19 protein-coding genes and 1 tRNA gene are annotated in these 20,329 nt (G+C 56.5%); 3 read left to right on the top strand and 17 right to left on the bottom strand.

Features of this window, described 5'->3' with window-relative positions; all coding sequences use genetic code 11:
• Positions 1–16: 16 nt before the first annotated feature.
• From nqrM to HWQ15_RS12785, 7 genes are read right to left on the bottom strand one after another with little or no spacing between them, the layout of a single operon-like run.
• Positions 17–217, bottom strand: coding sequence for a (Na+)-NQR maturation NqrM (gene nqrM / locus HWQ15_RS12815; protein ID WP_003863212.1), 201 nt, complete (start codon positions 215–217; stop codon positions 17–19).
• 2 nt (positions 218–219) lie between these two features.
• The gene (gene nqrF, locus HWQ15_RS12810; protein WP_023299390.1) at positions 220–1,443 is read right to left on the bottom strand and encodes an NADH:ubiquinone reductase (Na(+)-transporting) subunit F; all 1,224 of its coding nucleotides are present in this window, start codon (positions 1,441–1,443) and stop codon (positions 220–222) included.
• A gap of 10 nt (positions 1,444–1,453) precedes the next feature.
• Positions 1,454–2,050, bottom strand: coding sequence for an NADH:ubiquinone reductase (Na(+)-transporting) subunit E (gene nqrE / locus HWQ15_RS12805; protein ID WP_003863217.1), 597 nt, complete (start codon positions 2,048–2,050; stop codon positions 1,454–1,456).
• A gap of 6 nt (positions 2,051–2,056) precedes the next feature.
• Entirely contained in the window at positions 2,057–2,695 is a 639-nt protein-coding gene (locus HWQ15_RS12800; RefSeq protein WP_003863219.1) for an NADH:ubiquinone reductase (Na(+)-transporting) subunit D, read from the bottom strand.
• Positions 2,688–3,482 carry a Na(+)-translocating NADH-quinone reductase subunit C gene (locus HWQ15_RS12795; protein ID WP_022647144.1) on the bottom strand — a complete coding sequence of 265 codons (795 nt, stop codon included), beginning with the start codon at positions 3,480–3,482 and terminating at the stop codon, positions 2,688–2,690. Before HWQ15_RS12795 ends, HWQ15_RS12800 begins: the two co-directional genes overlap by 8 nt.
• Complete coding sequence (locus HWQ15_RS12790) at positions 3,475–4,710, bottom strand: NADH:ubiquinone reductase (Na(+)-transporting) subunit B (RefSeq protein WP_063149356.1); 1,236 nt, start codon at positions 4,708–4,710, stop codon at positions 3,475–3,477. Before HWQ15_RS12790 ends, HWQ15_RS12795 begins: the two co-directional genes overlap by 8 nt.
• 2 nt (positions 4,711–4,712) lie before the next feature.
• Positions 4,713–6,056 (bottom strand): Na(+)-translocating NADH-quinone reductase subunit A, encoded by a 1,344-nt coding sequence (locus tag HWQ15_RS12785; RefSeq protein ID WP_063149355.1) that lies wholly within the window; start codon positions 6,054–6,056, stop codon positions 4,713–4,715.
• Between the two features lie 300 nt (positions 6,057–6,356).
• Here HWQ15_RS12785 and dpaA point away from each other — a divergent pair, with 300 nt between their 5' ends.
• Positions 6,357–7,097 carry a peptidoglycan meso-diaminopimelic acid protein amidase gene (gene dpaA / locus HWQ15_RS12780; protein ID WP_023305486.1) on the top strand — a complete coding sequence of 247 codons (741 nt, stop codon included), beginning with the start codon at positions 6,357–6,359 and terminating at the stop codon, positions 7,095–7,097.
• Here the strand turns inward: dpaA and HWQ15_RS12775 are convergent.
• Positions 7,068–7,835, bottom strand: coding sequence for a class II glutamine amidotransferase (locus HWQ15_RS12775; protein ID WP_017383120.1), 768 nt, complete (start codon positions 7,833–7,835; stop codon positions 7,068–7,070). The genes dpaA and HWQ15_RS12775 overlap by 30 nt on opposite strands.
• 48 nt (positions 7,836–7,883) lie before the next feature.
• A complete protein-coding gene (gene lpcA / locus HWQ15_RS12770; RefSeq protein WP_003863232.1) occupies positions 7,884–8,462 on the bottom strand; it encodes a D-sedoheptulose 7-phosphate isomerase in 579 nt (192 codons plus the stop codon).
• 239 nt (positions 8,463–8,701) lie between these two features.
• Here lpcA and fadE point away from each other — a divergent pair, with 239 nt between their 5' ends.
• On the top strand, positions 8,702–11,146 hold the full coding sequence (gene fadE / locus HWQ15_RS12765; protein ID WP_063149354.1) for an acyl-CoA dehydrogenase FadE: 2,445 nt from the start codon (positions 8,702–8,704) through the stop codon (positions 11,144–11,146).
• Between the two features lie 107 nt (positions 11,147–11,253).
• A complete protein-coding gene (locus tag HWQ15_RS12760; protein ID WP_023305484.1) occupies positions 11,254–12,024 on the top strand; it encodes an amidohydrolase in 771 nt (256 codons plus the stop codon).
• Between the two features lie 41 nt (positions 12,025–12,065).
• On the opposite strand, the gene HWQ15_RS12755 is transcribed toward HWQ15_RS12760, so the two are convergent.
• From HWQ15_RS12755 to HWQ15_RS12720, 8 genes are all read right to left on the bottom strand, one after another.
• The gene (locus tag HWQ15_RS12755) at positions 12,066–13,667 is read right to left on the bottom strand and encodes a gamma-glutamyltransferase family protein (protein WP_063149353.1); all 1,602 of its coding nucleotides are present in this window, start codon (positions 13,665–13,667) and stop codon (positions 12,066–12,068) included.
• 9 nt (positions 13,668–13,676) lie between these two features.
• Positions 13,677–14,552 (bottom strand): ABC transporter permease, encoded by an 876-nt coding sequence (locus HWQ15_RS12750; RefSeq protein WP_022647137.1) that lies wholly within the window; start codon positions 14,550–14,552, stop codon positions 13,677–13,679.
• A 2-nt stretch (positions 14,553–14,554) separates the two neighbouring features.
• Positions 14,555–15,496, bottom strand: a complete 942-nt coding sequence (locus HWQ15_RS12745) for an ABC transporter permease (protein ID WP_022647136.1) — start codon at positions 15,494–15,496, stop codon at positions 14,555–14,557.
• An 18-nt stretch (positions 15,497–15,514) separates the two neighbouring features.
• Complete coding sequence (locus HWQ15_RS12740; protein WP_074143607.1) at positions 15,515–17,029, bottom strand: ABC transporter substrate-binding protein; 1,515 nt, start codon at positions 17,027–17,029, stop codon at positions 15,515–15,517.
• Between the two features lie 2 nt (positions 17,030–17,031).
• Complete coding sequence (locus HWQ15_RS12735) at positions 17,032–18,114, bottom strand: ABC transporter ATP-binding protein (RefSeq protein ID WP_063216401.1); 1,083 nt, start codon at positions 18,112–18,114, stop codon at positions 17,032–17,034.
• A complete protein-coding gene (locus HWQ15_RS12730; protein ID WP_063149352.1) occupies positions 18,111–19,124 on the bottom strand; it encodes an ABC transporter ATP-binding protein in 1,014 nt (337 codons plus the stop codon). The genes HWQ15_RS12735 and HWQ15_RS12730 overlap by 4 nt, the downstream gene beginning before the upstream one ends.
• On the bottom strand, positions 19,121–19,840 hold the full coding sequence (locus HWQ15_RS12725) for a FadR/GntR family transcriptional regulator (protein ID WP_023299382.1): 720 nt from the start codon (positions 19,838–19,840) through the stop codon (positions 19,121–19,123). Before HWQ15_RS12725 ends, HWQ15_RS12730 begins: the two co-directional genes overlap by 4 nt.
• A gap of 387 nt (positions 19,841–20,227) precedes the next feature.
• A tRNA-Asp gene (locus HWQ15_RS12720) sits at positions 20,228–20,304 on the bottom strand.
• Between the last annotated feature and the right edge of the window lie 25 nt (positions 20,305–20,329).

Raw genomic sequence — 20,329 nt, 5'->3', positions numbered from 1 at the left:
TACCCGACATACAAGACTAAATAATGCGTTGCTGCTCGCGAGCCATCCGTTTTTTTCGCGCATCGCACGGTTCCGGACAATCGCACACTTTTTCCATTCCGATGGAAGATATACCTCCACAGCTGCCCTGAATGCTTTTACGCTTGATGATCCAGCCTAAGGACATCCCGAATATCACCAGTACAAACACCGCAAAGGTCGCCAGAAAGGTCAGCATAATCAGCCTCCGAAATCATCGAGCATGATGTTCTCATCTTCCACGCCAAGATCTTTTAGCATCTTAATCACGGCGGCGTTCATCATTGGCGGGCCACACATATAAAACTCGCAATCTTCCGGTGCCGGGTGCTGTTTGAGGTAATTTTCATACAGCACGTTGTGGATGAAGCCCGTATAACCTGTCCAGTTATCTTCCGGCTGCGGATCGGATAACGCCACATGGAAGGTAAAGTTAGGGTTATCACGTGCCAGTTGTTCAAACTCATCGTCATAGAACATTTCGCGCAGTGAACGCGCCCCGTACCAGAAGCTGATCTTGCGCTTGCTGCCAAGGCGTTTGAGCTGGTCAAAGATATGTGAACGCATCGGCGCCATACCCGCACCGCCGCCGATAAAGACCATTTCCGCGTCGGTGTCTTTGGCAAAGAATTCGCCGAACGGGCCGGAAATCGTCACTTTGTCACCAGGCTTGAGGGACCAGATATAGGACGACATGACGCCAGGGGGTGCATCAGGCACATTCGGCGGCGGCGTGGCGATACGCACGTTGAGCATAATAATGCCCTTCTCTTCCGGGTAGTTAGCCATGGAATAAGCGCGAAGCGCGGGCTCGTTTACTTCGGAAACAAAGCGGAAGAGGTTAAATTTATCCCAGTCGGCCCGGTACTCCTCGGGCACGTCGAAGTCAGCATACGCCACGGTGTGTGCCGGACAATCAATCTGAATATACCCACCCGCACGGAACGGGACGCTCTCCCCTTCAGGAACGCGCAGCTTGAGCTCTTTAATGAACGTGGCTTTATTATCGTTAGAGATAACTTCGCACTCCCATTTTTTCACGCCGAAGATCTCCTCCGGCAGCTCAATCTTCATGTTCTGGCGCACTGCGACCTGACACGCCAGACGGCAGCCCTCTTTCGCTTCACGCTTCGTGATATGCGACAGTTCCGTTGGCAGAATATCCCCGCCTCCCTCTTTCACCGTCACACGGCACTGTCCACAGGAGCCACCGCCGCCACAGGCAGACGAGACAAAAATCCCGTTGCCGGAGAGCGTATTAAGCAGCTTATCCCCTGCCGGGGTACGGATCTGATTCTGCGGATCGTCATTGATATCAATGATCACATCCCCGGAATTCACCAGCTTCGCACGCGCTGCCAGGATCAGCCCTGACAGCACCAGTACTATCAGCGTGAACATCACCACGCCAAGAATAATTTCCATCTTTTAGCCCTTATAGCTGCACACCGGAGAAGGACATAAAGCCCAACGCCATCAGGCCGGTGGTGATAAAGGTGATCCCTAAGCCACGAAGCCCCGCAGGTACGTTGGCATATTTCATTTTTTCACGGATCCCCGCCATGGTGACAATCGCCAGCATCCAGCCGATACCGGAACCGAAACCATACACAACCGATTCACTGAAGTTGTAATCGCGCTGAACCATAAATGAGACGCCACCGAAAATGGCGCAGTTCACCGCGATTAGCGGCAGGAAGATCCCCAGTGCGTTGTACAGCGACGGGAAGTATTTATCGAGGATCATCTCCAGGATCTGAACAAGCGCCGCAATCACCCCGATAAAGGTGATGAAGTTCAGGAAGCTAAGATCGACGCCCTCCACCAGCGCGCCATCGCGAAGCACGAAGTTGAACACCAGGTTGTTAATCGGAACGGAAAGCCCCAGCACAACAGTGACCGCCACACCCAGACCGAATGCCGTCGATACCTTCTTAGAAACAGCAAGGAACGTACACATGCCCAGGAAGAAAGCGAGCGCCATGTTTTCAACAAACACCGCGCGCACAAATAAACTCAGGTAATGAGCCATCGTCGGTTACTCCTTTTCCTGCTGTTCAGGCTTCAGCGTACGAATCAGCCAGATCAGCAAACCGATAATGAAAAATGCGCTTGGTGCCAGCAGGAACAAACCGTTCGGCAGATACCAGCCGCCGTTCTGTACTGTATCCAGCACCGGAATGCCAAACAGTTTGCCGCTGCCAATAAGTTCGCGCAGGAAACCAACCGTCAACAGGATCACACCGTAACCCAGCCCGTTGCCGATACCGTCCATAAAGCTCGCCAGTGGCGGCATTTTCATCGCATAGGCTTCAGCGCGCCCCATCACGATACAGTTGGTGATAATCAGGCCGACAAACACCGAAAGCTGCTTCGAGGTTTCATAAGCGAAGGCGCGCAGAAGCTGATCAACCACGATCACCAGCGAGGCGATGATCGCCATCTGGACAATGATCCTCACGCTGTTGGGTATGTGGTGGCGGATCATTGAGATAAACATGCTGGAAAACGCTGTCACCAGCGTTACCGCCAGCGTCATGACCACCGCCGTTTCCAGCTTGGTGGTTACCGCCAGAGCCGAGCATACACCCAGCACCTGAAGCGTTATCGGGTTATTGGCTAAAAGTGGGCCAATCAGCACCTTTTTAACTTCTTTCAGTTCACCCGTATCAGCCATTGTTCAGCGCTCCTTCACGTACATTCTTCAGGAAGGGACCAAAGCCCAGTTCACCCATCCAGAAATCAAAGCTGTGCTGCACCCCATTAGAGGTGAGCGTAGCGCCGGAAAGGCCATCAACGGCAAATTCATCACCGGGACGCGCTCCACCTTTCACCACCTTCAGCGCAGGCTGGCCGTTGTCATCGAGCACTTTTTTACCGACAAACTGTGCCCGCCAGTTAGGGTTCTCAACTTCGCCCCCCAGCCCTGGTGTTTCGCCCTGATCGTAATATGTAATGCCTTTGACCGTACGGCCATCGGTATCCAGCGCCACAAAGGCGTACATCATTGACCATAAACCGTTGCCATAGATGGGCAACACGATTTCCTGGATGCGCTTTTGCTCGTCGCGGACGAGGTAAATCTCCGCGACATTGCTGCGGCGCTTAATGCCTGCCGGATCCTGCGAGGCGTCAAGCATGGTGCTCATCTGCGGATCTTTTAGCGCCAGCGCCTGGTTATATTTCGCCGGGTCTTTATCCATTAACTCCCCGGTTTTTAAATCCACCAACCGTGCGGTAATGCGTTCGGCAAACACCGCTGCGACGTCATCCTTCGTCATGCCTTCCTGCATCAGCCCGGCAACGGCAAGGATGTTACGCTGTTTATCCAGCGCACGTTGCTCCTGCTGTAGCGGTTTCAACCCAACGGCAGAACCGGCCACGACAATGGAACAGACCAGACACAGTACCAGCACCACCAGCAGCGTTTTGCTGATACTGTCGTTATTTTTGATCTCAGCCACGCGCCTTCCTCCGCTTAATGTTGGCGCGCACGACCAGATAGTCGAACAGCGGCGCAAACAGATTGGCAAACAGAATGGCCAACATCATCCCTTCCGGATAGGCCGGGTTGACCACGCGAATCAGTACACACATCACCCCAATGAGCGCGCCGTAGCACCATTTTCCTCTGTCGGTAAACGAAGCCGAGACGGGATCGGTGGCCATGAACATCATGCCAAACGCAAAGCCTCCCAGCACGAGGTGCCAGTACCACGGCATGGAGAACATCGGGTTAGTGTCTGAACCAATGAAATTGAAAAGCGTGGCGGTGAGGACCATCCCAAGCATGACGCCAGCGACAATGCGCCAGGACGCCACGCGGCCAAAGAGGATGATGGCTCCGCCGATCAAAATCATCAGGGTAGACACTTCACCGATGGAGCCTGGAATATTGCCAATAAACGCATCAAACCAGGTGACAGGATGTCCGGTTGCATTGTTAACCAGCGTTTCGCCGCCACCTGCCGCCCACTGTGAAAGTGGCGTCGCGCCGGAGAATCCGTCTGCTGCCGTCCACACCAGGTCGCCCGAGATTTGCGCCGGATAAGCAAAGAACAGGAACGCGCGCCCTGCCAGTGCCGGGTTGAGGAAGTTGCGTCCGGTCCCGCCGAAGATCTCCTTGGCAATCACCACGCCAAAGCTGATCCCCATCGCCGCCTGCCAGAGCGGCAGCGTTGGCGGAACAATCAGCGCAAACAGAATAGAGGTAACAAAGAAGCCCTCGTTGATCTCATGTTTGCGAATAATAGCGAACAGAACCTCCCAGAAACCGCCCACAATAAATACAGTCATATAGATGGGGAGGAAGAAGACAGCGCCCAGCGTCATCATGCTGATCCAGCCTGCATCTGCCGCAAAGCTCACCCCCAGCGACTGCGCCAGACGATAGTGCCAGTCAGACTGAATCACCTGCGCCAGCTGCTCTGCATCGTACATATGGTGCAGCGCCGGAATAGTCTGCAACCCAACGTTATACATCCCCCAGAACATGGCCGGGAAGACCGCAAACCAGACCAGAATCATCATTCGCTTGAGGTCGATGGCGTCGCGAACGTGCGCCGCGCCTTTCGTCACCAGACCCGGGGTGTAGAAAATGGTCGTTGTCGCTTCATACAGCGGGTAGTACTTTTTGAGCTTCCCTTCGGTAAAGTGCGGCTCAATTTTTTCAAAGAGGTGTTTTAAGCCCATGGTTATCCTTCCTGCTCAATGCGGGTTAACACCTCGCGCAATACGGGTCCATATTCGTATTTACCTGGACACACATAGGTACACAGCGCCAGATCTTCCTCGTCCAGCTCCAGACAGCCCAGCGCCTGGGCACCGTCGGTATCGCCGGCCAGCAGATCGCGCAGCAGCACAGTGGGCAGAATATCCAGCGGCATCACGCGTTCGTAGTTGCCAATCGGGACCATGGCGCGCTCACCGCCGTTGGTGCTGGTGGAGAAGTTAAACAGCTTACGACGCAAAAAGTGGCCGAGCGTGGTACGGGTTACAGAGTATTTTTCTGCGCCAGGCAGCACCCAGCCGAACAGCTCTTTCTCGCGCCCTTCAAGCACCACGCTCACCTGAAGATGGAAACGACCCAGCCAGGCCATCGGGCCTGTCGCGTGTCTGCCGCTCAGCACCGAGCCGGAAATAATGCGGTTCTCACCCTCTTTCGTTTCGCCAGCCAACAGCGCCGTCAGGTCTGCCCCAAGCAGCGTGCGAACCAGACGCGGTTGGGTTGCCTGAGGGCCGCCGATGGCAATAATGCGTTCTGCGCACAGCTCACCCCTGGTGAAGAGCTTACCGATAGCGATCACGTCCTGATAATTAAGATGCCAGACCTGTTTCGTCAGGCTTACCGGCTCCAGGAAATGAATATGCGTTCCCACCAGCCCGGCCGGATGCGGGCCGGCAAATTCATTAAAGGCGACCTGCCCTTGCGGATGCCCGCCCAGCTTACCGCCGCTGGCCTGGCAGACATGCACTTTGCCCGGCGTCAGGCGCGTTAACACGGTGAGGCCGGCATCGAAAGCTTTGCGTTCCGCCAGGATAAGAGGCTGCGGATCCGCGCTGAGCGGGTTGGTGTCGATGGCCGTAACGAAGATAGCGGCTGGCACAGTGCCAGGTACGGGCGTTTTGCTATAGGGACGCGTGCGAAGCGCCGTCCACAGTCCTGACTCCAGCAGTTGCGTCTGCACCGCGTCGTGGCTGAGGGTAGCGAGATCGGCGGCGTCAAAACGCGCAAACTCGCGTTTCTCATCGCCTTCAATTTGAATAACTACCGATTGCAGAACGCGACGCTCACCACGATGGATGGCGACAACGGTGCCGCTGGCTGGGGCTGTAAACATAACGCCAGGATTTTTTTTATCCTCGAAGAGTGCCTGGCCTTTTATTACACGATCGCCTTCCTGTACCAGCATCGCGGGGCGCATGCCCACGTAATCATCACCCACAATAGCGACATGATGAATACTGGCGCCGGTCGTTACGTGCTGTTCAGGCACGCCAGAGATTGGCAGATCGAGTCCTTTTCTGATTCTAAACATGTGGTTAGCAGGTATCCATGAACAACAATCCAGAGAGGCCGGAGTGTACCATTTTCGGCCCTGCCAAGGGCAGTAAATCCGCCGTCTGGCGCGCCGAAATGCGAGCTATTGCGCAAAGTTCCTGGAGTCAGGACAATATGAATGGGTTATAAAGTAAAACTAATTTGTAAACGCAAAGGTTGGCTCTTGCGAAAATCTCCATCGGTGCTAATGTGAGCGCTCCTGTCCAGATTAGTCTGATTTCGGGTGTCTTTTGCCGTTCTGGCAAGTTGGTCATTGTTTTATCAAGGAACCAGTAGTATGCGTAAAATCGCATTGTTCATTGCGATGCTTCTGATACCGTGCATGTCGTTTGCCGGGCTGCTTGGCAGTAATAGTTCAACGACGCCGGTCAGCAAAGAGTATAAACAGCAGTTGATGGGATCCCCTGTTTATATTCAAATCTTCAAGGAAGAGCGCACACTCGATCTGTTTGTCAAAATGGGCGAGACGTATCAACTGCTCGATAGCTACAAAATCTGTAACTATTCTGGCGGACTGGGGCCGAAACAGCGCCAGGGTGACTTCAAAAGTCCGGAAGGGTTTTACAACGTTCAGCGTAGCCAGCTAAAACCGGACAGCCGCTTTTATAAAGCGATTAACATCGGTTTCCCTAACGCCTTTGACCGTGCGCACGGTTACGAAGGGAAATACCTGATGATCCACGGCGCCTGCGTGTCTGTCGGCTGTTATGCGATGACGGATTCCGGCATTGATGAAATCTTCCAGTTTGTCACGGGCGCACTGGTCTTCGGCCAGCCGAATGTTCAGGTCAGCATCTATCCGTTCCGTATGACGGATGCCAACATGGCGCGCCATAAGTACTCTGTTTACACAGATTTCTGGAAACAGCTAAAACCGGGTTATGACTACTTCGAGCAGACCCATAAGCCGCCGGTGGTGTCCATCGTCAATGGCCGTTACGTGGTGAGTAAACCGCTCAGCCATGAAGTGGTTCAGCCTCAGCTGGCGTCAAATTACGCGGTCCCCGAGACAAAATAGCGCCCACTCGCCTGGCATGATCTTTTGCCAGGTTTCATTGCCCGTCAGCGGCTGCGTTGCAATGACAGTGACCACATCGTTCGGTGTGGTCTCCTTCTGAAAATCAATTTCCACATCCTGATCGAGCAGCGTGGCGACGCCAAACGGCGCACGTCGGGTGATCCAGAACAGATTCGTCGAGCAGAATGCCATCACGTAGCGTCCGTCAGACAGCAGCATATTAAACACGCCCTTCTCGCGTAACTCAGACGCCAGTGACGCTATGTACTTAAATACTGCGGTCATGTTGCCGGGCGTACGGGGGTAGCGCTCGGTCAGCTTGTGCAGCAGCCAGCAAAATGCTTTTTCGCTGTCCGTTTCACCGACAGGACGAAAATTGCCGGTTTCCAGAGATTTATAGCCCGAGAGCTGCCCGTTGTGCGCATAGGTCCAGTTACGTCCCCACAGTTCACGGGTAAACGGATGGGTATTTTCCAGCGCCACTTCGCCACGATTGGCCTGGCGGATATGGGCGATCACCGAACAGGATTTAATAGGATAGTCCTGCACCAGTCTGGCAATGGGTGAGTTAAAGCTGGGCTGTGGATCTTTAAACGTGCGACATCCTTTGCCTTCGTAGAAGGTAATGCCCCAGCCGTCTTTATGCGGCCCGGTTCCTCCACCGCGCTGAACCAGCCCGGTGAAACTAAAGCAGATATCGGTTGGCACATTGGCGCTCATCCCGAGCAGTTCGCACATAGAACACCTCCACAACAGCGGGGGGCACCGGCGCCCCCCAGCGAAGTCTTACTTAACCATCTCTTTTTCGATCAGTTGGATCAGGATGTGGATCACTTTGATGTGAATTTCCTGAACGCGATCCGCATAACCGAAGTGTGGTACACGGATTTCAATGTCCGCTGTACCGTCCATCTTACCGCCATCTTTCCCGGTCAGGGTGATCACTTTCATGCCCTTCTCACGCGCGGCGGCGATCGCTTTGATCACGTTAGCGGAGTTACCGGACGTGGAGATCCCCAGCAGCACGTCGCCTTCACGGCCTACGGCTTCAACGTAGCGGGAAAAGATATGGTCGTAACCGAAGTCGTTGCCTACACAGGAGATGTGGCTCACGTCGGAAATCGCAATCGCCGGGTAGCCCGGACGGTTTTCGCGATAGCGTCCGGTCAGCTCTTCGGCGAAGTGCATGGCGTCACAGTGGGAACCGCCGTTACCGCAGGAGAGCACTTTACCGCCGGCTTTGAAGCTGTCGGCAAGCAGGACCGCCGCGCGCTGAATAGCGTGAATATTGGCATCATCTTTCAGAAAATTCGCCAGCGTTTCCGCCGCTTCGTTCAGTTCGTTACGAATAAGATCCTGGTACATGAGGATAATCCTTCAGTATTGATGAAATAACACAGTGGAGTGTACCGGATAGCAGTAAAAGCGAGAAGCTAAAGCCATGCGAATCGTCCGGCGTTTTGATTTTTTGTGCCGGCTAAAACGCGAACAATGTGAACCAGGTTGTAATTATTTTGTAAACACATTGCTAAAGGAAATGACATCAACTACAACCATATCATCACAAGTGGTCAGACCTCCTACAAGCAAGGGAGCTTTTCTTTATGATGATTTTGAGCATTTTCGCAACCGTTGTGCTGCTCGGGGTGTTGTTCTATCACCGTGTCAGTTTATTCCTGAGTAGCCTGATTCTTCTGGCCTGGACGGCTGCACTTGACGTCGTTGGCCTGTGGAATATCTGGGTACTTGTTCCCCTGGCAATCATTTTGCTGCCGTTTAACCTGACGCCGATGCGTAAGTCGATGATCTCCGCGCCGGTGTTCAAGGGATTCCGTAAAGTGATGCCGCCGATGTCGCGCACGGAGAAAGAGGCGATTGATGCGGGCACGACCTGGTGGGAAGGCGATCTGTTCCAGGGCAACCCGGACTGGAAAAAGCTGCACAACTACCAGCAGCCGCGTCTGACCGCCGAAGAACAAGCCTTTATTGACGGCCCGGTGGAAGAAGCCTGCCGCATGGCGAACGATTTTGCCATCACTCACGAAATGGCCGACCTGCCGCCTGAGCTGTGGGCATATCTGAAAGAGCATCGCTTCTTCGCGATGATCATTAAGAAAGAGTACGGCGGTCTGGAATTCTCCGCTTACGCTCAGGCTCGCGTCCTGCAAAAACTGGCGGGTGTTTCTGGGATCCTGGCGATCACCGTTGGCGTGCCAAACTCCTTAGGCCCGGGCGAGCTGTTACAGCATTACGGTACGGAAGAGCAGAAAGATCACTATCTGCCGCGTCTGGCGCGTGGTCAGGAAATTCCGTGCTTCGCGCTGACCAGCCCGGAAGCCGGTTCTGATGCCGGTGCGATCCCGGATACTGGCGTGGTCTGCATGGGCGAATGGCAGGGCGAACAGGTGCTGGGCATGCGCCTGACGTGGAACAAACGTTATATCACCCTGGCGCCTATCGCCACCGTACTCGGTCTGGCGTTCAAACTTTCTGACCCGGAAAAACTGCTGGGCGGTGAAGAAGATCTGGGCATTACCTGTGCGCTGATCCCAACCTCGACCCCGGGGGTTGAAATTGGTCGTCGTCATTTCCCGCTGAACGTACCGTTCCAGAACGGCCCGACTCGCGGTCAGGATATCTTTGTGCCGATTGACTACATCATCGGTGGACCGAAAATGGCCGGTCAGGGCTGGCGTATGCTGGTGGAATGTCTGTCGGTGGGCCGCGGCATTACACTGCCATCGAACTCTACCGGCGGTCTGAAATCGGTGGCGATGGGGATTGGGGCTTACGCGCATATCCGCCGTCAGTTCAAAATCTCCATCGGCAAGATGGAAGGTATCGAAGAGCCGCTGGCGCGTATTGCGGGCAATGCCTACGTGATGGACGCCGCAGCCTCGCTGATTACCTACGGTATTATGCTGGGCGAAAAACCTGCCGTGCTGTCGGCGATTGTGAAGTACCACTGTACCCACCGCGCACAGCAGTCAATTATTGATGCAATGGATATCGCAGGCGGTAAAGGCATTATGCTTGGCGAAGGCAACTTCCTGGCGCGCGGCTATCAGGGCGCACCGATTGCCATCACCGTGGAAGGGGCAAACATCCTGACCCGCAGCATGATGATCTTCGGCCAGGGGGCGATTCGTTGCCATCCGTACGTGCTGGAAGAGATGGCCGCCGCGCAAAATAACGACGTGGATGCCTTCGACAAGCTGCTGTTCAAACATATCGGTCACGTTGGCAGCAATGAAGTTCGCAGCTTCTGGCTCGGCCTGACGCGGGGGCTGACCAGCGCGACGCCGACCCGCGATGCAACCAAACGTTATTACCAACACCTGAACCGTCTGAGCGCTAACCTGGCGCTGCTGTCTGACGTCTCCATGGCCGTTCTGGGCGGAAGCCTGAAGCGTCGCGAACGCATCTCCGCCCGTCTGGGTGATGTGCTGAGCCAGATCTTCCTGGCCTCTGCGGTGCTGAAACGCTACGACGATGAAGGCCGTCAGGAAGCGGATCTGCCGCTGGTGCACTGGGGCGTGCAGGATGCGATGTATCAGGCGGAACAGGCGATTGACGACCTGCTGGCAAACTTCCCGAACCGCTTCGTGGCGGGCGCCCTGCGCGCGGTGATCTTCCCGACCGGTCGTCACCATCTGGCACCGTCTGACAAGCTGGATCATAAAGTGGCGAAGATCCTCCAGGTACCAAGCGCAACCCGTTCCCGTATTGGCCGTGGTCAATACCTGGAACCTACCCCGCATAACCCGGTAGGTTTGCTGGAAGAAGCGCTGCTTGACGTGATGGCCGCCGACCCGATTCACCAGAAGATCTGCAAACAGCTGGGCAAAAACCTGCCGTTTACACGACTGGATGAGCTGGCAAAACAGGCGCTGGCGGGTGGCATCATCGACAACAGCGAAGCTGCGATTCTGGTGAAAGCCGAAGAGAGCCGTCTGCGCAGTATTAACGTGGATGATTTCGAACCAGAAGAGCTGGCGACTCAGCCGGTAAAGCTGCCAGAGAAGCACCGCAAACCTGAAGCGGCATAAGGTATTTTGCTCTCACAAACCCCGCCCCGCGCGGGGTTTTTTATTGCCACATTTTCTGGTAATGACGTGCTACAGTGTCAAAAAGTGTTTATTAAGGAGCCTGTATCGTGCCTGGTTTAAAGATTTCTGTTTTGCAGCAACCTTTAGTGTGGATGGACGGCCCCGCCAACCTTCGCCATTTTGATCGCCAGCTGGAAGAGATTACCGGACGCGATGTGATTGTCCTGCCGGAGATGTTCACCACAGGTTTCGCGATGGAGGCAGCAAAACAGTCCATGCCGCAGGACGAGGTGGTGGCCTGGATGCACGCCAGGGCGCAGGAAACAAACGCGCTGATTGCCGGCAGCGTCGCGCTCCAGACCGGGCGCGGACCGGTCAATCGCTTCCTGCTGGTCGAGCCGGAAGGAAACGTCCATTTCTACGATAAGCGCCACCTGTTCCGCATGGCGGATGAACATCAACATTATGAAGCCGGAAACGAACGCGTGGTATTTGAATGGCGCGGCTGGCGTATTCTGCCGCTGGTCTGCTATGACCTGCGCTTCCCGGTGTGGTCGCGCAACCGCAACGATTATGACCTGGCGTTGTACGTCGCCAACTGGCCCGCCCCACGCTCCCTGCACTGGCAGGCTTTACTGACCGCGCGCGCGATTGAAAATCAGGCTTATGTCGTTGGCTGTAACCGTGTAGGAACGGACGGTAACGGGCATCACTATCGCGGTGACAGCCGGGTGATCAGTCCGCAGGGTGAGATTATTGCCACCGCCGAGCCGCATCAGGCGACACGAATTGACGCTGAGATCTCGTTAACGGCGTTAAAGGAGTATCGGGAGAAGTTTCCGGCCTGGCAGGATGCAGATCCATTTAGCATTGGATAAGAAAAAGCCGGGTGGCGGCTGCGCCTTACCCGGCCTACAAATCAGCTCACCAACGCCTGCCCGTCTTTGCGGCTCTCCGTCGCAGCCACGTAGTGCCCTTCCGGCATACGGTAAATCACCTGCGCGCCGCCAAAATTGTAATCCTGAAGCGGATCTTCCACCACGATCTGGTGTCCGCGCTCGCGCAGCGCCGCGATGGTATTGCGATCGAAGGTCGATTCAACAACCACTTCCCTGCCCTGCACCACGCGCCAGCGCGGGGCGTCAATCGCCGCTTGCGGGTTTTGCCCGTGCAGCATAATGCGAAGCGCCATCTGCATGTGCCCCTGCGCCTGCATCGGGCCACCCATCACGCCGAAGGACATCAGCGGTTTGCCGTTACCGTCCATCGCAAAGCCCGGAATGATGGTGTGGAAAGGACGCTTGCTGCCCGCCAGCGCGTTCGGGTGTTTGGGATCGAGCACAAAGCCGCAGCCGCGGTTTTGCAGGCTGATCCCCGTCTCCGGCACCACGATCCCTGAACCGAAGCCCATAAAATTAGACTGAATAAAGGAGATCATCATCCCGCTGGAATCCGCTGCGCTGAGGTAAACCGTCCCACTCTGCGTCGGCGATCCGTACACAAAATCAGAGGCTTTATCGTGATTGATAAGCGCGGCGCGCGACTTCAGATAATGGTCGCTCAGCAGCGCTTTGGCGGCAAACTCCATATGCTCTTCATCCGCAACGTAGCGATCGAGATCCGCCAGCGCCAGCTTCATTGCCTCTATAGAGAGGTGCAGCCCCTGCACGGAATCCGGGTGATGTTTCTCGATGCCGCACTGCTCCAGAATGCCGAGCGCAATCAGGGTGGCGATCCCCTGACCGTTTGGCGGCAATTCCTGCACCGAACCGCCCGCGAAGTCGCGCGATAGCAGTTCCACCCAGTCCACACGGTGATTCGCCAGGTCTGCTTCGGTCAGGTGTGCACCATGTGCTTTGGCGAAGGCGGCAATTTTCTGCGCCAGTTCGCCACGGTAAAACGCGTCGCCGTTGGTTTTGGCGATCAGCTCCAGTGAGTTTGCCTGCGCCGGGTTACGGAAGATCTCCCCCACGCGCGGCGCGCGGCCTTCCGGCGCAAAGCAGGCACTAAACCCGGGCTGATCTTTCAGCTTGTTGTAGCCGCGCTGCCAGAGATGGCCGATCAGCGGCGAGACCGGGAAACCGTTACGCGCGTAATCAATGGCTGGCTGCGCGAGCGTGGTCAGCGGCAGCGTGCCAAAACGTTCAGCCAGCGCCACCCAGCCCGACACCGCACCCGGCACGGTCACCGCGTCCCAGCCGATTTCCGGTACGGCGGTTTTTCCGGCAAACAGATCCGCATGCCAGCTGGCTGGCGAACGACCGGACGCATTCAGACCGTGAAGTTTTTCACCGTCCCAGACAATGGCAAAAGCATCGCTGCCGATGCCGTTGCCGGTCGGCTCGACAACGGTCAGCGCCATGGCGGTCGCAATCGCCGCATCAACGGCATTTCCGCCCAGCTGTAGTATCTTCATTCCCGCCTGTGCCGCCAGCGGCTGCGAGGTGGCAACGGCGTTATGGCCCATCATCGGCGGGCGTCGTGAATCGTAACCGGTTGTAAAATCGAGCGCTTTGGTCATCATGACTCCTTAGTCGTGGCGCGGATCGAGCGCATCGCGCAGCCCGTCGCCGAGTAAATTAAAGCCCTGAACGGCAAGGAAAATCGCCACGCCGGGGAAAACCGACATCCACGGCGCCTGTTCGAGAAACCCTTTTGCGGTGTTGAGCATGGAGCCCCAGGATGGGTTCGGCGGCTGTTGGCCTAACCCTAAAAACGAAAGGCTGGCTTCGGCGATAATCGCCGAGGCAATGGCCAGCGTGGCCTGCACCAGGATAGGTGACATCACGTTGGGCAGAACGTATTTAATGATGATCCAGCGGTCCGGCAGGCCAATCGCCCGCGCGCCGTCGATGTACTCTTCGTTGCGAATGGCGATCACCTGGCCGCGCGTCAGGCGGGCGAAGATCGGCATTGCCGAGAGTCCAATAGCGATCATGGCATTCGTCAGGCTTGGGCCTAAGAATGCCCCCAGCGCGATCGCCATGATCAGGAATGGACAGGCCAGCAGTGCCTCAATAAAGCGGGAGATCACCCCGTCCCACATCTTCTGGAAATAACCCGCCACCAGCCCCAGCGGCACGCCGATGACAACCGCGATCGCCACCGACATACAGCCCGCCATCAGCGAGGTTCTCGCCCCCCAGATAATGCGGGACAAGATATCGCGCCCCAGCTCGTCGGTGCCGAACCAGTACATCGCCGATGGCGCTTTGCGCACCGCGAGGAAGTTAGCTTTGACCGGGTCAAATGGCGCGATCCACGGCGCCAGCAGCGCCACCAGCACAAAAAAGCCCACCACAATCGCGCCAATCACCGCACTTTTATTGGCGAGGAATTTTTTCAGCACCCGGTTTTGCGCGCGCGGCAGCGCGGGCGCCACGGTTTGCGTCGTCAGTTCCGCCATGATTAACCTCGCATTTTCGGGTTGATAAGGACGTAGAGCACGTCAGCCAGCAGGTTGAGCATCAGGAAACCGATCGCCACGATCAGCACTACGCCCTGCACCACCGCGTAGTCGCGGTTGAACACCGAGTCGACGATCATTTTGCCGAAGCCCGGAATGGTGAACACCTGCTCGGTCAGCACCGCCCCGCCCAGCAGCTCGCCGAACAGCAACGTGGTGAGGGTGATCACCGGCACCAGCGCATTGCGAAAGGCGTGCTTCAGGATCACCGCTTTCGGCAGCAGCCCCTTAGCGCGCGCGGTGCGGATGTAATCCGCTTTCAGCACCGCAATCATCGACGCGCGGGTATGGCGCATCAGCGTCGCCGCCAGGCCGGTTCCGAGCACGGACGCGGGCAGCAGCAATGTCCGCAGGTTCTGGATCGGATCTTCACTGAACGGCACATAACCGGACGCAGGCAACCATTGCAGGTTTACTGAAAAGACCAGAATCAGCAGGATCCCCAGCCAGAAGTGCGGTATTGAGATCCCCGAGATCGCCACAAAGTTCGCCCCGTGATCGACCCAGCTGTTTTTGTTCACCGCCGCGAGGATCCCCATGCTGATACCAAACACCAGCGCGATAATCATCGCCAGCAGCGACAGTTCCAGCGTGACCGGCAGCTTGCTGGCAATCAGTTGCGTGACCGGCTCATGAGTGCGTAAGGAGACACCCAGATCGCCTTGCAGCGCCCGCGTCAGCCAGTTGAAATACTGCACGGGGATCGGCGCGTCCAGATTCAGCTCAGCACGCAGCTGGGCGATCACCGCCGGATCGCGCTCCTCCCCGGCCATGGCAATCAGCGGATCGCCAGGCAGCAGCTTTTGCAGGCCGAACACCATCATGCTCACCAGCAGCAGAGTGGGTATAGCCAGCAGCAGACGTTTGCAAATCAGTTCCAGCATGGGTTCTCCTCAGGAGGTTTATTTCGCCAGCGTTAAGCCAGCCAGACGCACAATGCCGTCCGGGTACGCTTTAAAGCCCTGCACGCGCTTGTTCAGGCCAAAAATGCGCGGTTCGAAGTAAAGGTATGCAATCGGCATATCGGTCTGAAGCTGCTTCACAACCTTGTCATACAGCGGCTGGCGAGCGACCTGATCGGTGCTCTGGCGCGCCTGCGTCAGCCATTCATCCACCTGAGCATTGCTGTAGCGGCCGTCGTTGAGGGTGCCTTTGCTGTTGATAAAGCCGTAGATGCTGCCATCAGGATCCGGGCGCCCCGACCAGCCGGAGAAGCTCAACTGGTAGTCACCGCTCTGCTGGCGATCCAGCAGCGTGGCGAACTCGGTCATTTGCAGGTTCAGGTTAAAGCCCGCCTCTGCCACCATCGCCTGCAATACCTGTCCCACCTGCTGCGAGGTTGGGTTGTTCGGCACCAGTAGATTGACGGTCAGCGGCGCGGTGACGCCTGCGGCTTTCAGCAGCGCTTTGGCTTTGTCGACGTCACGCGGGGGAACCGGAAGATTGACGTGATACGGGCTTACCGGCGAAAACGCCTGGTTTGCCGGAGTGTAAAGCCCTTCGAACACTACCTGGTTTAAAGCATCGCGATCGATGGCCTGGGAAAATGCTTCACGCACGCGGGCATCTTTGAAGGGATCGTTCGCCGGGACTTTGCCATTGTTAATATTGAAGGTGATGCCCTGGTATCCGAGGCCCGTCACCTTCGCCAGCGCCAGCTTGCTGTCGGCTTCGACGGTTTTGACGTCGCTGGCGGCAATGCCTTCGGTCAGGTCGAGATCGCCCGCGCGCAGGTTCGCCAGGCGCACGGAGGCATCCGGGATCGGCAGATAGATAATTTTATCGAAGTGGTAGGCGTCTTTGTTCCAGTAGTTGTCGAAGCGGGTCAGCACAATGCGGTCCTGCGACACGCGGCTGTCGAATTTATATGGGCCGGAACAGACCGGATGGGCGGCAAAATCGGCTTTTTTCGCGGCTTCCGGCGCCATCATTGCGCCTGCGCGATCGGTGAGCTGCATCAGAAGTGCGGCATCCGGCGTTTTCAGGTGCAGGGCTATCTGCATCGGGCCGGTGACCTCCACCGACTCAACAGAAGAGAGTTCACTTTTACGCAAAGAGCCTTTTAGCGTCAGGGCCCGGTCGAGGTTGTATTTCGCGGCGGCGGCATCGAATTTTTCACCGTCGTGGAAGGCCACGCCTTCACGGAGATCCAGGGTCAGCGTTTTGCCGTCATCGCTCCACGCCCAGGATTTCGCCAGTCCCGGCACCACCTTGAGGTGCTCGTCCACGTCCACCAGCCGGTCACACAGGGAGGCAAAGACGAAGCGGCCATAATAGGTACGCGCCAGATGCGGGTCCAGCATGTCCGGATCTGCACCCAGGCCGATTCGCAGCACGCTTTCAGAATGGGCGGGCAGCGCCGCACCAAGCAACATAACACTTCCCAGTACGGTCAAAAGAGAATTACGCATTGTCATTATCATGAGTTCCTTGAAGGAAGGGAGGAGTGAGTAGCCGCGTGTTCAAACAGCGCGCGGCGGCGCAAAAATGCGGCGGATGGCGGTGCGATCTGTATAACGCTGCGATCGCGATTAATCTCCTGCCAGCGGTGGCAGGCGACCTGACGTCCGCCGTCGATTACCTGATGAATCGGCTCAACCTGACGACATTCATCGCTAACATAGGGGCAACGGGTGTGGAAACGGCAGCCGGAGGGCGGATTAGCCGGGTTCGGTAAATCACCCTGCAACAGCGGCGCATCCCGCGCTACGCCTGGCTGCATTTGCGGCGCAGAGGCAATTAATGCCTGGGTATAAGGATGCAGCGGCGCGTCGAAGATATCGTCGACGGTGGCCAGCTCGACGATTTGCCCAAGATACATCACCGCCACGCGGTCGCTCATATGACGGATAACCGCCAGACCGTGGGCGACGATCACCATCGTTAGCCCCAACTGGTGCTTCAGGCTTTCCAGTAAATTGACCACCTGTGCCTGGACGGAAACATCCAGTGCGGAAACCGGTTCATCGCCCAGCAGCAGCTTTGGGCCTGACGCCAGCGCGCGCGCAATGCCGATACGCTGACGCTGCCCACCGGAAAATTCGTGCGGATAACGTCCGGCCCAGGCCGCGGGCAAGCCGACCGTCCTGAGCAGCTCGGCGACGTGGTACTGGCGATCCGCTTTTTTCATGTTCTGGTGCAGCCACAGCGGCTCACCGACAATCTGTTCTACCGTCATGCGCGGGTTCAGCGAGGCGAAGGGATCCTGAAAGATGATCTGTAGCTCACGCCGGAGCTGGTTCAGACGTGCGCCTGAGGCGTGGGTGATCTCCTCACCCTGATAAAATACGCGCCCTTCGCTGGCGCCCAGCAGGCGCAGCAGCAGCCGGCCGAGGGTGGATTTCCCGGAACCTGATTCGCCGACAATAGCCAGCGTTTCGCCTGGCAGCACCGACAGTGAAACGCGGTCAACAGCCGTGACAAAGCGGGCCGGCGCAAACAGTTTTTTCGGGCTGGGGAAAAGCTTGCTCAGATCCCGGGCTTCAAGAATGGGCGTGGTCATGCAATTTCTCCCAGGACAATGTGTTGTTCCAGCGGCACGCGGAAGCAGGCAACCTGATGACCCGTGCCGAGCATAGTGAGCGGTGGTTTTTCAGCATGACAGCGCGTCTGCGCGAAGGGACACCGGGTGGCGAAGCGGCAGCCCTGAGGCATAGATTCCGGCAGCGGGACCGATCCGGGAATGGTGGAAAGCTGGCCCTTGCGTACGCCAAGGGAGGGGATCGAGCCCATCAGGCCAATTGTGTACGGGTGCTGCGGGTCGGCAAATATCGCCTCGACGCTTCCCTGCTCTACTACCTGGCCGGCATACATCACCGCCACCTGCTGTGCCACTTCGGCCACCACGCCTAAATCGTGGGTGATCATCAGCACCGCCGTGCCCGTTTCTTCTTTTAAGGTATTGAGCAGAGCGAGAATTTGCGCCTGAATGGTCACGTCCAGAGCGGTAGTGGGTTCGTCAGCGATCAGTAATTTGGGATGGTTTATCAGCGCCATCGCAATCATCACGCGCTGGCGCATACCGCCGGAAAGCTGATGCGGGTAAACCTTAAGGCGCATCTCTGCGGCCGGGATCTGCACCTTCTCCAGGATCTGTAGCGCAACCGTCATCGCCTCAGCCCGGGAGATCGTTTGATGGCGCATCACCGCTTCACTGAGCTGATCGCCAAGCGTGAAAGCCGGGTTGAGCGAGGTCATGGGCTCCTGGAATATCATCGCCAGCTCGCTGCCGCGCAGATTGGCATACTCGCGCGGCGAGAGCTTGCGCAGATCGTGGCGGCGGAAGTGCATCTCCCCGCTGACGATCCTGGCGCTGGCAGGCAATAACCCCATCAGCGCCAGGGAAGTGATGCTTTTACCACAGCCGGACTCGCCCACCAGCGCCAGCGTTTCGCCCGCCCTTACCGTCAGCGAGATGTCTTCGAGCACGCTTACCGGCGAGCCCGCGAATTTAACGTTGAGGTTTTGCAGCCGCAGTACGGGCATGGAGTCCTTAAAGGGTATCGTCGTCATAGCGTGGAATCGTCCTCAAGGTGGATGGCCTGAATCAGGGCGGTTTGCAGGCTGAGCAGGTGTTCGCGCATGGCGGCCGCAGCTTCATTAGGCTGGCGATGAATAATCGCTGACATGATGTTGTGATGGTGGTCGTTGTAGTTGTCGACACGTTCGGGGGTGCGGGCAAGCTCGCGTAAATACTGCCAGCCGGGCTCCCGGCGGACGGCATCTATCGCATCGAAAAGCCCTAGCATCAGGCGGTTGCCGGCTGCTTCCGCAATGGCGCGATGAAAGGCGCTATCCCACAGTTCGTTAAGATCGCGGTCATCCGGGCTGACCTTGTCAATGCGTTCCAGCATGCGCTGCATGAGCGCGAGGTTTTCCCTGGTGGCACGCAGTGCCGCAAGTCGGGCTAAGCCGGGTTCGAGCTGTAGTCGAGCTTCCATGACTTCCAGCAGGTTGGTTTGCTGAACCAATCCCTGAAGCGCCAACGGCTCAACAGGGGCAGCCGGACCAATGAAGGTACCTTTGCCCTGCTTGCGCCAGATCCGCCCTTCTTCTTCCAGCACGTCCAGCGCGCGACGCACTTCGCGTCGTCCTACGCCGAGTGTTTCCGATAGCTCACGTTCAGTGGGCAGCGGAGTGCCTGGTGTTGACTCGTGCTGGTTGATAAGCCCGCGCAACTGGTCAAGCGCGGTGCTGGAATTTGCTAAAACCCGTGAAGGTTTTTCCATATTGGTTCGCTCGCTTTCATCATGACTTTATTTTTATTAACGATAAGTTATTGATATGACGAACTACTTATCGTGCTAATGATTAAGCAATAAGCGAACCAATAACGTATTGGTTCATGAGTTTTCTGAAGAATGACAGGTAACTGAATGATTTCTTATGAATTATTTTTACATAATTATTACATATCAAAATGAGGGCAGAAGGTGAGATGGAGACATAATGCACAATAACAGTGCAAATTACGCACCAATAATGTGCATTTGTTAATAAATTGCACTTTGTTTATTAAATTTTTGTTAATGAAAATAGAATGAGAATAGGTGAGTTTTTAGGGGGTATAAAACGACGAAAGCCTGAATCATTTCTGATTCAGGCTTTCTGAATAGTGGCGGAACGGACGGGACTCGAACCCGCGACCCCCTGCGTGACAGGCAGGTATTCTAACCGACTGAACTACCGCTCCACTGTTCCCGTTTGGGGAACGAGGC

The sequence above is a fragment of the Enterobacter sp. DSM 30060 genome (genome assembly GCF_013375955.1).
In the GTDB taxonomy this organism is placed as follows: Bacteria; Pseudomonadota; Gammaproteobacteria; order Enterobacterales; family Enterobacteriaceae; genus Enterobacter; species Enterobacter intestinihominis.
Note: the sequence above shows the minus strand (reverse complement) of the source record. Positions and strands in the feature narration are given on the sequence as shown.

Excerpts from the sequence above, each read along its gene's own strand:
- dpaA (WP_023305486.1), top strand. The coding sequence starts at position 6,357 with ATGCGTAAAATCGCATTGTTCATTGCGATGCTTCTGATACCGTGCATG.
- HWQ15_RS12775 (WP_017383120.1), bottom strand. The coding sequence starts at position 7,835 with ATGTGCGAACTGCTCGGGATGAGCGCCAATGTGCCAACCGATATCTGC.
- HWQ15_RS12745 (WP_022647136.1), bottom strand. The coding sequence starts at position 15,496 with ATGCTGGAACTGATTTGCAAACGTCTGCTGCTGGCTATACCCACTCTG.
- nqrE (WP_003863217.1), bottom strand. The coding sequence starts at position 2,050 with ATGGCTCATTACCTGAGTTTATTTGTGCGCGCGGTGTTTGTTGAAAAC.
- fadE (WP_063149354.1), top strand. The coding sequence starts at position 8,702 with ATGATGATTTTGAGCATTTTCGCAACCGTTGTGCTGCTCGGGGTGTTG.
- HWQ15_RS12800 (WP_003863219.1), bottom strand. The coding sequence starts at position 2,695 with ATGGCTGATACGGGTGAACTGAAAGAAGTTAAAAAGGTGCTGATTGGC.
- HWQ15_RS12735 (WP_063216401.1), bottom strand. The coding sequence starts at position 18,114 with ATGACCACGCCCATTCTTGAAGCCCGGGATCTGAGCAAGCTTTTCCCC.
- HWQ15_RS12725 (WP_023299382.1), bottom strand. The coding sequence starts at position 19,840 with ATGGAAAAACCTTCACGGGTTTTAGCAAATTCCAGCACCGCGCTTGAC.
- HWQ15_RS12750 (WP_022647137.1), bottom strand. The coding sequence starts at position 14,552 with ATGGCGGAACTGACGACGCAAACCGTGGCGCCCGCGCTGCCGCGCGCG.
- HWQ15_RS12790 (WP_063149356.1), bottom strand. The coding sequence starts at position 4,710 with ATGGGCTTAAAACACCTCTTTGAAAAAATTGAGCCGCACTTTACCGAA.
- HWQ15_RS12755 (WP_063149353.1), bottom strand. The coding sequence starts at position 13,667 with ATGACCAAAGCGCTCGATTTTACAACCGGTTACGATTCACGACGCCCG.
- HWQ15_RS12785 (WP_063149355.1), bottom strand. The coding sequence starts at position 6,056 with ATGTTTAGAATCAGAAAAGGACTCGATCTGCCAATCTCTGGCGTGCCT.
- lpcA (WP_003863232.1), bottom strand. The coding sequence starts at position 8,462 with ATGTACCAGGATCTTATTCGTAACGAACTGAACGAAGCGGCGGAAACG.
- HWQ15_RS12730 (WP_063149352.1), bottom strand. The coding sequence starts at position 19,124 with ATGACGACGATACCCTTTAAGGACTCCATGCCCGTACTGCGGCTGCAA.
- HWQ15_RS12740 (WP_074143607.1), bottom strand. The coding sequence starts at position 17,029 with ATGACAATGCGTAATTCTCTTTTGACCGTACTGGGAAGTGTTATGTTG.
- nqrF (WP_023299390.1), bottom strand. The coding sequence starts at position 1,443 with ATGGAAATTATTCTTGGCGTGGTGATGTTCACGCTGATAGTACTGGTG.
- nqrM (WP_003863212.1), bottom strand. The coding sequence starts at position 217 with ATGCTGACCTTTCTGGCGACCTTTGCGGTGTTTGTACTGGTGATATTC.